This window comes from Acinetobacter legionensis (genome assembly GCF_048551735.1).
GTDB lineage: Bacteria > Pseudomonadota > Gammaproteobacteria > Pseudomonadales > Moraxellaceae > Acinetobacter.
Window position 1 is genome coordinate 1 of the sequence record NZ_JBIMBV010000002.1, and the last position, 13,964, is coordinate 13,964.

General features: G+C 38.5%; 14 protein-coding genes. 6 read left to right on the top strand and 8 right to left on the bottom strand.

Annotation, left to right across the window (positions count from 1 at the left end; translation table 11 throughout):
• Positions 1-158: 158 nt before the first annotated feature.
• From ACG9ZL_RS01950 to ACG9ZL_RS01960, 3 genes are all read right to left on the bottom strand, one after another.
• Positions 159-1,244, bottom strand: coding sequence for a DUF6670 family protein (locus ACG9ZL_RS01950; RefSeq protein ID WP_419358891.1), 1,086 nt, complete (start codon positions 1,242-1,244; stop codon positions 159-161).
• A 34-nt stretch (positions 1,245-1,278) separates the two neighbouring features.
• Complete coding sequence (gene pssA, locus ACG9ZL_RS01955; RefSeq protein ID WP_004717950.1) at positions 1,279-2,106, bottom strand: CDP-diacylglycerol--serine O-phosphatidyltransferase; 828 nt, start codon at positions 2,104-2,106, stop codon at positions 1,279-1,281.
• A gap of 164 nt (positions 2,107-2,270) precedes the next feature.
• Complete coding sequence (locus tag ACG9ZL_RS01960; protein WP_004717951.1) at positions 2,271-3,128, bottom strand: 23S rRNA (adenine(2030)-N(6))-methyltransferase RlmJ; 858 nt, start codon at positions 3,126-3,128, stop codon at positions 2,271-2,273.
• A gap of 116 nt (positions 3,129-3,244) precedes the next feature.
• On the opposite strand from ACG9ZL_RS01960, the gene ACG9ZL_RS01965 reads away from it, so the two are divergent.
• A complete protein-coding gene (locus tag ACG9ZL_RS01965; RefSeq protein WP_336952146.1) occupies positions 3,245-3,847 on the top strand; it encodes a 2OG-Fe(II) oxygenase in 603 nt (200 codons plus the stop codon).
• Positions 3,848-3,951: 104 nt separating this feature from the next.
• On the top strand, positions 3,952-4,479 hold the full coding sequence (locus ACG9ZL_RS01970) for a hypothetical protein (RefSeq protein WP_336952147.1): 528 nt from the start codon (positions 3,952-3,954) through the stop codon (positions 4,477-4,479).
• Between the two features lie 130 nt (positions 4,480-4,609).
• On the opposite strand, the gene ACG9ZL_RS01975 is transcribed toward ACG9ZL_RS01970, so the two are convergent.
• From ACG9ZL_RS01975 to ACG9ZL_RS01990, 4 genes are all read right to left on the bottom strand, one after another.
• Positions 4,610-4,864, bottom strand: a complete 255-nt coding sequence (locus tag ACG9ZL_RS01975; RefSeq protein WP_336952148.1) for a DUF2789 family protein — start codon at positions 4,862-4,864, stop codon at positions 4,610-4,612.
• Between the two features lie 232 nt (positions 4,865-5,096).
• The gene (locus tag ACG9ZL_RS01980) at positions 5,097-6,083 is read right to left on the bottom strand and encodes a malate dehydrogenase (RefSeq protein ID WP_004717959.1); all 987 of its coding nucleotides are present in this window, start codon (positions 6,081-6,083) and stop codon (positions 5,097-5,099) included.
• A 170-nt stretch (positions 6,084-6,253) separates the two neighbouring features.
• Entirely contained in the window at positions 6,254-6,913 is a 660-nt protein-coding gene (locus ACG9ZL_RS01985) for a ribonuclease T2 family protein (protein WP_419358893.1), read from the bottom strand.
• A 38-nt stretch (positions 6,914-6,951) separates the two neighbouring features.
• A complete protein-coding gene (locus ACG9ZL_RS01990) occupies positions 6,952-8,925 on the bottom strand; it encodes a lytic transglycosylase domain-containing protein (protein WP_419358894.1) in 1,974 nt (657 codons plus the stop codon).
• A gap of 289 nt (positions 8,926-9,214) precedes the next feature.
• Here ACG9ZL_RS01990 and miaB point away from each other — a divergent pair, with 289 nt between their 5' ends.
• Genes miaB through ybeY form a run of 3 tightly spaced genes read left to right on the top strand, consistent with a single transcriptional unit; the run spans position 9,215 to position 12,311 of the window.
• Positions 9,215-10,669 carry a tRNA (N6-isopentenyl adenosine(37)-C2)-methylthiotransferase MiaB gene (gene miaB / locus ACG9ZL_RS01995; protein ID WP_004717965.1) on the top strand — a complete coding sequence of 485 codons (1,455 nt, stop codon included), beginning with the start codon at positions 9,215-9,217 and terminating at the stop codon, positions 10,667-10,669.
• A 37-nt stretch (positions 10,670-10,706) separates the two neighbouring features.
• Positions 10,707-11,816, top strand: a complete 1,110-nt coding sequence (locus tag ACG9ZL_RS02000; RefSeq protein ID WP_419358896.1) for a PhoH family protein — start codon at positions 10,707-10,709, stop codon at positions 11,814-11,816.
• A 9-nt stretch (positions 11,817-11,825) separates the two neighbouring features.
• Complete coding sequence (gene ybeY, locus ACG9ZL_RS02005) at positions 11,826-12,311, top strand: rRNA maturation RNase YbeY (protein ID WP_004818840.1); 486 nt, start codon at positions 11,826-11,828, stop codon at positions 12,309-12,311.
• A 121-nt stretch (positions 12,312-12,432) separates the two neighbouring features.
• On the opposite strand, the gene ACG9ZL_RS02010 is transcribed toward ybeY, so the two are convergent.
• Positions 12,433-13,284, bottom strand: coding sequence for a PHP domain-containing protein (locus ACG9ZL_RS02010; protein WP_336952149.1), 852 nt, complete (start codon positions 13,282-13,284; stop codon positions 12,433-12,435).
• Between the two features lie 44 nt (positions 13,285-13,328).
• Here ACG9ZL_RS02010 and ACG9ZL_RS02015 point away from each other — a divergent pair, with 44 nt between their 5' ends.
• On the top strand, positions 13,329-13,943 hold the full coding sequence (locus ACG9ZL_RS02015; protein ID WP_004717972.1) for an inner membrane-spanning protein YciB: 615 nt from the start codon (positions 13,329-13,331) through the stop codon (positions 13,941-13,943).
• The last annotated feature ends 21 nt before the right edge of the window (positions 13,944-13,964 follow it).

Below are 13,964 nucleotides of genomic sequence, written 5' to 3' on the forward strand. Positions count from 1 at the left end.
TGCCTGATTTATCAGAAGTTTTATTTAACATCACCGCCGATGGATGTGCATTCTACAGCATTCCATTCCCAACACAACCCCTTTTTTTAATTATTTTTCATTTTTTCTATCACTTGCTTATTTATTATTCTAAATTGATCTTTTTTTTGTTTTTTGAGCTATTTTTTAAGCATTATCAGCACTGGATTGCTCGATTTGTTTGATAACTTATTGTCTTTGTCTATTTCCTGCCATTTTAAAGGACGACAATCTATATATTCACAGTAACCACTCTCACCTTGATAATATTCTTCATTGAGATGTAGTTGATAAAAAAAACTTCCAACATAACCCGCGGCTAAACCAAATTTATAATCCCCACGACTTTGTGCTTGAATATCAATTTTGGTATTTTCATCTTGATATTGCCATTCGAACTCGCGTGGTAAATACATCTCCTGATGATTTACTGTTGTGACTTTAGGGAACACACGGTGAATATTGAAACAGACCTGTCGATCAAGCATTTTTGTTTCATTGTTTTGAATATCTCGAATATAGATACGTGAATGTAAAATATTATTCATCTGATCACGACTATGCATAAAAATAATCTGTAATTCATCATTCACTTGAATCAATTGATATGTATATAGTGCATAAGGTAGATAAGGGAAATTTACTGTTTTCATATATTCAAAAACAGCATTTTGTTCAATTTCATAATTTTGATCTTTGTATTGAATTGTCCCTTTACAGTGCGCAACCAAAGACCAGTGCTGCGCAAATCCAAATTTCAAATGAATAAAATGAGAAATTAAAGGCAATGTCGTAATACTTAAATTCACACTCAATTCGTCATCTAGTCTTTGAAAAGTAAAATGAGGAACTTTTCCAAACACTTTTTCTTTTTGACCAAACGCATAGGTTACATTGCAATTTTCATCGGTGTGAAATTGGCATTCATGCTGAATTGAGTATGAGCTTAGCTGCCCCACCATATGAGGGCTAGAGCTGACCAGCAGGGTTGCTGTATCTAAAGCAGTTGTCGAGATTTCATTGTTATTGCAAAAAACAGGACTATTGGGCTGTCCAATCAAACTAAAAAAATTGAGGTAATGCAATGGTGCAGGTAGATCGGCAAGCACTAATTTTTGATGAATAATTTTATACCTGTCTTGAGGGGGATGACAGCAAAGTTCTATAGGCGTTTGAGCTTGATTCAGCTGTTTAGACTGATCTAAGAAATCTTGAAACAACCGCATATCAAGCCCCCTTACCCTTTTATCTTTTTACACTTTATTCAACAGTATTCTTTCTCGCTAAGAATGTTGTCACAAAACCAGAAATCGCATAGATAATCGAAATGACTAAAATTCCTACAGGAATATTATAAGTGATTGCTGCAAGGATAAAAACTGCTATAGGCAATACAAAGAATGGAACACGTTTGCGGTCTACAGTTTTAAAAGAATAATATTTGATATTTGAAATCATCAACAAACCTACTGCAATGATAACAAATGCATTGGTCGCTTGAATCGCAACATCTTTTAAATCAAAAATATAGGTAAAATCTTGTCCAACCCATACCCATGCAATAATAATAATCGCTGCTAATGGGCTTGCGACACCAATGAAATAACGCTTATCGACCACACCAATTTGTACATTAAAGCGTGCTAAACGAAATGCAGCACATGCGGTATAAACAAAACAAGCAGCCAAGCCAATCCGCCCTAGATCATGCAAACTCCAGCTATACATTAAAATCGCAGGGGCAACACCAAATGCCAACAAATCTGAAAGTGAATCGAATTGTTCACCAAAAGCACTTTGTGCACCAATTGCACGAGCAACACGACCATCCAAACCATCAAATAGTGCTGCAAGGAATATTGCATAAACAGCTTGAGTGAAGTCACCATTCATACTAGCAATAATCGAATAAAAGCCAGATAACAACGCAGAAGTTGTAATCAGGTTTGGCCACAAATAGATTCCGCGACGTTTGACCTTCTGCCCTTCATGGGTATGCTCTTCTTCTTCCACTTCAAAAGTAATGCCATCAAATCCATGGTCTTGATTAGAAGAGTTTGGGCTTTCTGGTTTATTTATATTTGTCATTTTTTGAATCCTATCTATGGCTCTGATAGAGCTGTTGATATCTCACTTAAATATTTTATCACATTCATTTTTAAGTGAAATTGATGTGAATTACTCAATTTATTTCGTCTTAATTTGTAATTCACACCATCGTTCATGTTTCTGTTGATATCCAATCGAATGGATCATTCACCCACTAACCAGCGAACAGCAGCATGTCCACCATTTTCACTCATACGTAAATGTGGGAACAACCATTGCAATGCCTCATCAGCATCGTTAGAGAATTTCCAAGGTGGGTTAATCACCAACAAACCACAACCATTCAACCCAACTGGTGTGTCATCTGGCCAAACACAAACTTCACAGACCAACTGACGGCGAATCCCTGTTTTCATCATTTTCTTTTCAAAACGATCAATCATGGCACGGTCTTTAATTGGATACCAAATTGCAAATACACCTGTTGGCCATTTTTTATGTGCAGTGGCAATCAACTCGACCAGTTGCGGAAAGTCCTTACGTTCTAATTCATAAGGTGGATCGATCATCACCAAACCACGTTTTTCTTTGGGTGGAATAACCCCCAAAAGGCCTTCATAAGCATCACGCTCATGTAAACCCGCGCGTTTATCACGAATATTAAAATACAATTGTTGAAACACATCACGCTGCATTTCAAAAATAGTCGCTTTATCAATATCACGCATGCCTTCAAGCGCAAACCAAGGTGAACCTGGATAAGCACCTTTACCTGAACCTGCACGCATATCTTCAACAATTTTAAGATATTGTTTTACACCTTCAGGCGCATTACGTTTAATCGACTCATCAAGCTTAACCAGACGATGAATACCGGTTAAGAATTCTCCTGATTTTTGTGCTTCAGAAGTAGATAAATCATATTTACCTGCACCACCATGTGTATCTATATAGCGATATGGTTTGTCTTTAGTATTTAGACGTGTCAAAAGTTGCAGCAATAACACATGTTTCATGACATCGGCAAAGTTGCCTGCATGGAAATGGTGACGGTAATTCATGTTTCGATTAATTCCTGAGTTCAATAATCATTTTAACACGAAAAAATATTTCTTCACTGTCCATCGTTTGTTCTAATATAACAACATATCTTTATTGCACTATTTTTTGGTAATTTATGGAAGCCCTGCTACTCCCAAAGTCATGGAATGTTGATCAAATTCTTGATGATTTAGATCAACATGGATTTACCATCATTGATAATGCTTACTCCGCTGAATACGGACTTGAACTGGTTGCAGAATGTACTTCAAATTTAAATCGCTTTCGTGAAGCAGCAATTCAAAATGGTGTGATCAGCAATATTCGAAGCGACCATATCTTGTGGATCAATGAAGAGCTTACGATCGCACAACAACATATTGATGCACTTAAACAACTCTCGCAAATTTTAAACTACTCATTTTATTTAGGCATTCAGGATGTAGAAGCACATTTTGCCTGCTATAACGCAGGGGAATTCTATGCACTTCATCGTGATAATCCACAAGGTAAAAATGGCCGTATGATTTCTACGGTGTATTATTTACACCAAGAATGGCAGGATGACTGGGGTGGAAAGTTACACTTACAGGATAAAAATAATGTGTGGCATATTATAGAACCCCAGCCTAATCGTATTGCTATGTTCCAAAGTGATTTATTACATGAAGTGCTAGAAGCCAAACATCAGCGATTATCAATTACCGCATGGCTAAGAAGTGACAATACAGTGTTGTAATATACTCAGTTTTCAAATTTGCAATGCTGTATCTCTATGCGCCAAGCTTTAAATTATTGAAATAGGCCTCATAATACTCTTCATAAATTCAGAGGATTCAGCACATGTTTGATAATACAAAACAAATCATCTCGCGTATTGGGGAAACAGATCAATTGTATTTGTCAGGCAATACACCTGAACTTGCACTTGAACGTGGGGACTTACGCTTACAGCTGGTCACTAAAAGTCATTCAAAGCAGGAACAAATCCATTTTTTGCAAGAAGCAATTGTGTTGCTTGAAACTGCACGATTTGAATATGAAGAAATGCCAATGTCAGTGTACATTCAGCTTTCTTTGCATTTGGCCAAAGCCTATATGATTTACTTTGAATTGACTAAAGAATCACGTTATGCATTGATTACTCAGCAGATATTAAAACCACTGGCGCAACATCATCATGCTGATATTTACTTTATGTTGGCTTATGCATCTGTGAGTAAAAATGAATTTGCATTGACTCGTCACTGGCTGAGTAAATATATCAAGACTACTGATTTTGATTTAACATTACTGCAACAACATACTGCATTTCGACCTGTTCGCAATGAGACATGGTTTAGTCAAATGATTCAGTCTAAATTGCATTGATCAGCAGTATTATGCCCATTCAAAATGACACTATTTTTTATTGATTTTGATCAATACTAATTTGATCGATGCGAAATAGAAAAGATGGCCATTTGGCCATCTTTTTGTTGCTCTGGGGAAAACTAAATCATTAAGCTGTTAACTTATACGCATCTAGATGCAATTGTTGGTTTAACTCATCAATCCAAATCGCCCAATCATCATCTTGTACCAAATGACTAATTAACAAGTCACGCTGAGATCTATTCCAAAATGGCGCTTCATGTAATGAAAGATTTGCTGGCAATTGATGAGTGCGTACATATAGCTCAATTGCTGCTGGACTATTTGCCAAACCAAGTTGAGAAAATAGTAATTCTAAGGATGGTGTGTTCGTCCTGATCATATTGCCTCCTTATATAAATTTATTTGTCATGTTTTATTCAATTAACTTATAAGAAAATAATTTTAAAAGATAGTCTAGATTTTATTTTTCTTGTTTCAATTTGTGATTAAAAAACAAACAAAAGTTGGCTTAAGTTAAATTATCGATTCTCAGAATGTTTGACTTGAATCTAAAAAAAGCACCCTAAATAGAGTGCTTTTTCAAATTTAATCTTTAAAAGATTAAGTTTTAATTATTTAAGCATATCAGCAATAGCTGCGCGTTCTTCTTCAAGCTCTTGAAGTGTTTTGTCCATACGTTCACGGCTGAATGCATCAATTTCTAAGCCTTCAACACGTGTGTATTCGCCATTTTCACAAATCACAGGAACACCGTACATCACACCTTCAGGAATTCCATAAGATCCATCAGAAGGAATACCCATTGTTACCCACTCGCCATTGGTGCCAAGCGCCCAATCACGCATATGGTCGATCGCAGCATTTGCAGCTGAAGCAGCTGAAGAAAGACCACGCGCTTCAATGATTGCAGCACCACGTTTACCAACAGTTGGAAGGAATACATTTGCGTTCCAATCAGCATCGTTGATTTTGTCTTTTAAGCTTACGCCATTTGCAGTTGCAAAACGGTAGTCCGCATACATTGTTGGAGAGTGGTTACCCCAAACTGTAAGATTTTTGATATCCGCTACAGCAACACCTGCTTTTTGAGCAATTTGAGTCAACGCACGGTTATGGTCAAGACGCAACATTGCTGTGAAGTTCTTCGCTGGAAGATCAGGAGCAGATTTCATTGCGATATAAGCATTTGTATTTGCAGGGTTACCTACAACAAGTACTTTAACGTCACGGCTCGCAACTTCGTTAAGTGCTTGACCTTGACCAATGAAGATTTCACCGTTCACTTTTAACAAGTCAGCACGCTCCATACCAGGACCGCGTGGACGTGAACCAACCAATAACGCGTAGTCAGCATCTTTAAATGCAACTTTTGGATCATCAGTACCGATCATGCCAGCCAATAATGGGAAAGCACAGTCATCTAATTCCATCATTACGCCTTTAAGCGCAGCTTGAGCTTTCTCAAATGGAACTTCTAACAATTGCAAAATAACGGGTTGGTCTTTACCAAGCATTTCACCGCTAGCGATACGGAATAATAAGCTGTAACCGATTTGACCAGCTGCGCCAGTAACGGCAACGCGAACAGGTTGCTTCATGTAATTATCTCCAATGAGGATCGTTAATGTGATTAAACGGTTAAATCCGTTTTAATCGAATTATCATAAACGGCAAAGATTGTACTCCAATCCTTTAACAGTTGCATGTAAAAGAGAATGCTTTTCAACAAAAGTATGATAGGAAATATAAATAAAATACCTCAGAAGAATTAATAAGTCCCTTTGATTGAGAATGTATTTGGGCAGTTTGAAACAATGTGATTTGAACATTGTTTATACTGACCATTGACCCGATAACACACTTGAACCTCGGTTAATACAGGGTTTGATGATGAACTTTGACAAGTAAAACGGATACTATCGTTATTCATTCCCGGGTTTAATCTAACGAATTGAGTTTTTAACGCATTATGTTGTACATTCTTATTTTCAGAGCTGGTTAAATCTGTAGGAATCTTCAAACGATCTGCTAAATTAATCACTGTTCTAAAATATTGACTCGCGTTCATTGGAACACAGCCACCCACACTACGCCACAATTGAATACGCGCATTTTCCTCAGGCATTACCCGTGCAACGACCTTGGCTTGTAGAGGCGTTAAACTTGCAGATGTATTGGTGGTGCAATTTCGCTCTGTCGTTTCAGGCAATAAACCTGTGATTGTTAATGAATAACCTTCGAGACATTTGCGTTGTTTTTGTTTAGAGGAATCTAATGCACATACAGCAGGTGTCATCTGGACTTGCATGACATAGCCTTGTAATTGCGGTGCAGCATGTAACTGCATATTGAGCCCAAAAAATCCCACAAAGCATAAGGTCCATGCTAAGCAAAATTCTTTCAATTTACGCAAAATTTTGAAAATCATTGATTTACCAACAAAGTTTCATCCAAGTCTAAATAGTTTTATTGTGAAACACGGGTTGGAATAACAGGCATACGACTTTCAATCGCTTGAGGCCCTTGTCCCAACAATATTCCATAATGTGCTGCATTGGTCATCACATTTTTTACATAGTCACGTGTTTCATTCAGAGGAATAGATTCCGTATATTGATCAGCTGAAAGATTTTGATAATCTGGCTGCCAACGTTTCGCACGATTTGGCCCAGCATTATATCCTGCTGTTGCCAAGACAGGGTTACTGCTTAATTGACCATGAATCATGGACAGATAGAAAGTACCATAGCGAATATTGGTATTGGCATCACTGAGTGCGGCAGGATTATAAGTTTCACCCATTTGTTTTGCCACCAACTTTGCAGTGCCTGGCATGATTTGCATCAAACCACCTGCACCAACATGTGAGCGAGCAGCAGTCACAAAACGACTTTCTTGGCGCATTAAACCATAGGCCCAAGCTGGATCAATACCCGCATTACGGCTATGACTTACCACCAACGACTGATGAGGTGTGGCATAACGATAAACATAGTTATGTTTTTTCTCAGTACGTTCTGCTGCGTAAATTGCACGATCATACCAACCCATATCAGTTGCACGTTTTGCGGCAGCAAGCAGCAGCCCATCATCATGTTTTAAGTATGCCTGACGTACCGCCCAGTTCCATTCCCTATTGGTATATGTTGCAGGCGCATTAATATTTCGCAAAGTAAATGCACGACGGAAATGAATATCACTATTTAAGCGTTGCTGATCATCAGTTGAAGGCTGTTCTCTGGCAGGGCTATCATTATATTTTTGCCCCAAATGATCTTTGGCAAGCAAATTATGATAATCATCACCCGACATTGCCAATCGTTGATAGATATCTTTGGCGGTTCTTTTAGATTGTGCATCATTGCGTTGTTCTGAAGCACGTGCCAACCAATATTGCCAACGGTCTTCTTGCTTTTGTGTCACACTCATACTGTCTATTGCACGAATTACACTTTCCCAAGCCCCAAATCGAATGGCTTGTCGTGCGTAAACTTCTGCTTCTTCTGCACTGAATGGCACACCATAGCTTGCATCAAAATTTTGCAGTACTTCACGATTAAAATTATTTTTCATAACGGTCGTTCCGCCGATATAACCGACAGTACGATAAATATATTTTTGTACATCCGCTGGTACACCCTGAACCAACTTAGGTACTGACTGCAAAGCGCTGGTTAAATCCGTATCTGCTGCACGACCCAGTGCATAAACCAAATAAGCATAATCTTCTACATTGTTTTTTGGTGCAGACCATAAATAATTTAATGGATTGGCTTGGATTTGGTTCAATTGGGTTAATGATAAATTAACCCCAATCGTTTGTGCGGTAGCGATAGCTAGACCAGACTGCCCTGCTCTCAGTTGTGCATATAATCGTTGTTGACGATCTTGAGCAGTCATGAGTGGGCTGCTAAGCATCATGCGGCCTAAACCATTGCATGATTCAGGTTGAGAATTGGTTGCCAACCAAACATCTTTAAATTCAGCATAGACCAAAACGTCACCAGTTTTCGCACGAACTTGAGCAACGGCACAACGTTCTGCTTGATCTGGATTAGAGACATATTGCAATACAGGCTGCGCACTGGCGTAATCTGCTTGTTTAACCTTTTCTTCGACATAATCCGCAGCTAACTTTTCCGCCATCGCCGATTGAGGATAACGTTGCGCAAAGCTAATGATATTTGCAGAAGGTTGAAAAGCGAGATTTGAATTCAGTGACCAATACTCAGGATAATAGCCCAAAGCATCATTTTGCATTGAATAACGGTATTGTTCTAAAGCGCTTGGATTATTTGCATTACGTAAAGCATCATTAAACTGCTCTTCAGCAGCATGAGCCACTTGCAGGCTTGTACATGCAACTGTTCCTAAAAGGTAAAGTTTTAATTTATTTTGCTTAAGTTGCTGCTTTAACACCGTTTTTCTCTCAACCTGCATGATGTGCCTTTAACATACTGATGCACTTATTTGTGCCTAGTTTAATTATTCTAATCCATTTCTACTGTTGTGTTATGTAACCTTATGATTCATCATTAATATTGTTCTCTATTTTTTCTTCATAATTTTCATTTTCAATGCCCTACAATTCAATAAATGGCAATAGACGCTAAATATTTTCCTGAGTTCACTCTAAATACTATAAAATGGCGCGCCTTTTATGAGTCTGTTAAAATAGCAGGCTTAGTACACATTCAAAACTCCCTTTATTCATAGGAAAGACGCCTCCATGACGGTTCAAACCTTCATTCCCAATGGTGCCAAAGCTGCCTCAGAAAACACTGTAACCCAGCCACAGCACACCCCAGCCGACGGTGCAGTAAAAAAACTGTATATCGAAACGCAAGGGTGTCAGATGAATGAGTATGACAGTCATCGTATGGCAGATCTTTTAGGCGACTCACACGGTTATATTTTAACCAAAGATCCAAGTGACGCAGATATCCTGTTAATGAATACCTGCTCAATTCGAGAAAAAGCCCAAGAAAAAGTATTTTCTGAGTTGGGTCGCTGGCGCAAATTAAAAGAAAAAAATCCTGATCTCGTTATCGGTGTTGGTGGATGTGTTGCTTCTCAAGAAGGCGACAACATTCAAAAACGTGCACCGTATGTCGATATGGTTTTTGGCCCTCAAACATTGCACCGTTTACCACAAATGCTGGATCAGCATGTTGAGCAAATTGAAAAGCCGAAGAAAGATAAAATTAAACTTGTAGATATTTCATTCCCTGATATTGAAAAATTCGACTTTTTACCTGAACCTCGTGTTGAAGGTTACAAAGCGTTTGTTTCAATCATGGAAGGTTGCTCGAAATACTGTTCTTTCTGTGTGGTTCCTTATACTCGTGGTGAAGAAGTTTCTCGTCCTTTGGATGATGTCTTGGCAGAAATCGCCGGTTTAGCTGAAAAAGGCGTTCGCGAAATCAGCCTTTTAGGACAAAATGTAAACGGCTATCGTGGTGAAACTTTTGAAGGTGAAATTTGTACCTTTGCAGATTTATTACGTTTGGTTGCAGAGATTCCAGGAATCGGTCGTTTACGTTATACAACATCACATCCGCTCGAATTTAATGAAGATTTGATTCAATGCTACCGTGACCTACCACAAATGGTTTCACATCTGCATTTACCAGTACAAAGTGGCTCAAATGATGTGTTACAAGCGATGAAGCGTAACCACACCATTGATGTCTATATCGAAAAAATTGCCAAACTGCGTAAAGCTCGTCCAGATATGCATTTATCTTCAGATTTTATTATCGGCTTCCCCGGTGAAACTGATGCACATTTTGAAGAAACCTATCAGTTTATCCAAGATTTAGACTTTGATCATTCTTATAGTTTTGTTTATTCAAAACGTCCTGGCACACCAGCGTCTGAATTACCTGATGACACCTCTGATGCAGTCAAGAAAGAACGTTTAGCCAAAGTTCAACACTGGATTAAGCAATCAAGTATTCGTAAAACCGATGCGATGTTAGGCACCATTCAACGTGTGCTGGTTGAAAATGTTTCTAATAAAGATCCAAATTTATTGGTCGGTACAGCTGACAATACACGTTTAGTAACATTTGTAGGTGACGCCTCTTGGGTCGGACGCTTTGCAGAGATTGAGGTTACAGAGATTAAGACCCTAAATTTAGTTTATGGAGAACTCTTGAATCTTGAGCCTGACGTGGCGTAATGTAAGGGTATAGACTTTACTTTAAAAAGGATATCTCTTGACTGCAGCGATTCGACGTACAGTAGCTTTTCCAGGTATTTCAGTTGAACGTTTAAAAAGCATGTTAGGTGCTTATAACGGTCATCTGAAACAAATCGAACAACGTTTAAATGTCAACATTTCTCATCGCAACGATAACTTCTATATCGATGGTGATTTAGAAGCCGTTGAGAGAGCTGAAGGTTTATTGCAGCGTTTGCATGCAGAAGCTGAACTCTCTCAGCAAATCAGTGCTGATACGATTCATTTGATGATTCAAGGCAGCCAAACTGACCGTGAGTTACAAGACGACCTTTCAGACAATGAGCATACCGGTTTAGATGATGTCTGGTTGCAAACGCGTAAAGGTCGAATTAACCCTCGTGGTGCCAATCAAAAACGTTATGTACAACGTATTCTACAAAGCGATATTTCTTTTGGAATCGGCCCTGCAGGTACAGGTAAAACCTATCTTGCAGTCGCTGCTGCGGTAGATATGCTTGAACGTAATGAAATTCAACGTATCCTTTTGGTTCGCCCTGCTGTTGAAGCTGGGGAAAAACTCGGTTTCTTGCCGGGCGATTTAAGCCAAAAGATCGACCCATATCTACGCCCGCTTTATGATGCATTGTATGAAATGCTGGGCTTCGAAAAAGTTGCAAAACTGATTGAGCGCCAAGTGATTGAAGTTGCACCACTTGCTTATATGCGTGGTCGTACATTAAATCACTCCTTTGTAATTCTCGATGAAGCACAAAACACCACCCCTGAACAGATGAAGATGTTTTTGACCCGTTTAGGTTTTGGTTCTCGTGCAGTGATCACTGGGGATATTACACAAGTCGATTTACCACGCGGGCAACAATCGGGTCTTGCTCACGCATTGCGTATCATCGAAAAGATCAAAGAAATTCACATCACTCGCTTCCATTCCCGAGATGTCGTTCGTCACCAGCTGGTACAAAAAATTGTAGAGGCTTATGAAGGATGGGACAGTGAACAATACCGTTTAAGTGCTGAAGCTCGTGCAGAACGTAAAGCACGTCAAGAAGCCTTAATTTCTGAAAATGATTCTGCCGCAGATGCTCAACATGAAGAGCATTCTGCTGCAAATCAAGAAAATGTTTAAGGACTGTTTTTGAAACTTAGCTTATCGTTACAACAAGCGTTTGAAGCACCAGAATTGGTGCTCAAACGTGTCTATGTAAAAAAAGTCATTGAAACAACACTACGTCATATTGATGTAGACCAAGATTGTGAAATCGGAATTGCTTGTGTTGATGAAGATGAAAGTCACAAATTAAATTTTGAATATCGTGAAAAAGACAAACCCACCAATGTATTGTCTTTTCCAAGTGAGATTCCTGAAGAAGTTCTACCCATGCTTGATGCATTACCCATCGGTGATTTAGTCATTTGCATCCCCGTGGTTTTACAAGAGTCGATTGAACAACAAAAGACACCTATTGAGCATTTCACTCATATGCTGGTTCATGGCACCTTACATTTAATGGGTTATGACCATGAAACTTCTGATGATGATGCTGAAGAAATGGAAGCACTCGAAATTGAAATCTTGAAAAAACTAGGCTTTGAAAACCCTTATACTGTTAAAGAAAGCTGATTTTATAATCAACCCCAAATCCCTCTGCTCTAGAGGGATTTTTTGTTTCATTCAAATGAGATGTCTTTCAAAAACAGATCTCATTCAAAATCTAAGTATTTGAATACATCATCAAGGTGTATTATCTGAAACTCTCCCAAATCCCAACTTGCCCTTCTTTGACACGTGGAATATTGCCTAATTTAATCCAAGGCATATTGTCACCATGGAAATCACTCCCCACAGACACTTTTAAACCGTGTTCAGCAATCATTCGATCAACCATTTGTCGTGTTGAAGCAGGTTCCATTGCTGGTGGAAGCTCAACAGCATCACCACCATATTGTGCAAAGATTTCAATTAAATAACGGGTATTTGTTGCTGATAAATCATAACGTGTTGGGTGTGCCAATACTGCAAAACCTTGACTTTCATGAATCACCTGAATGGTTTCTGCCAAACCTAAACCATCAAATTTTACATAGGCTTTTTTACCTTCCTTAATGTATTTATCAAATGCCTGCTGTGCGCGCTGAACAAAACCCTTTTCTACAAGGGTTTTGGCAATATGCGTCCGAGTAATCCGATCAGGTTCACCATCCACCTTTGCCACAACTTCTGCATAAATATCCTGATGAATCAAAGGAATTAACAAATCACAGATTTGCTTGGCTCGCTCAGCACGAATTTTCTTCTGTTGCATTAAAAGCTGTTGTAATGGTTCAGGATTTTGCATATTGAGTGCAACAATATGCACACCATAACTTTTTTTAGTCTCAGGTCTAGACCATTGACTAGAGATTTCCACACCTGAAATGATTTGAATTGGTTGATTTTTTGCAAATTGTTCAGCTTGTATTAAGCCATCCATGCTATCGTGGTCCGTCAATGCAAGTGTATGTATACTTTTCTCGATGGCAGCTTGAACCAATAACTCTGGAGTCAGAGTTCCATCAGAAATATTACTGTGAGTATGTAAATCTATGCCTTGCATCTTTTATACTATCCCATCAACCTGAACAGACTAGATACTTTAACATGAAAGCACTTTTAGACTTTGTGCCACTCATAATTTTCTTTTATTTATACAAAACGGTTGATCCTAAAAACACCGATCATCCATTATTACAATTGATCGGTTCAGCAGGTGGTGTAAACAACAACAACATCCTTGTTGCAACTACAGGTCTGATTATTTCAATGCTTGTGGTCTATGGTGCGCTATTTATTTTCCAAAAATTCCGTCTGGATAAACAACAATGGTTTGTTTTGTTCATGACCGTCATTTTTGGTGGAATCACCTTGATGTTGAGTGATGATTTTTATATTCGTCTCAAAGCTGCAATTTTGAATTTAGCCTTTGCTGGCGCTTTCTTGCTCTCTCCTTATTTTGGTAAAGAAAAGAAGCCACTCATTCAAAGGTTATTTGGTCCAGTCTTAAACCTGACTGAAAAAGGTTGGAAAAATCTAAACTTTGCATGGGCTGCGATGTTCATTGTCATGTCTTGTTTACATATTTTCTTCGCATTTTTATTTGCAGGTGGAAAATATTGGGGCGAATTTACAGCATTTGGTGACATGATTGTCATGTTTTCCTTTATTATTATCCAGTTTGTTATATTACGAAAACACTTTAAATCTACCGACGAATAAAGTGTTTTAGAAAATCGAGAA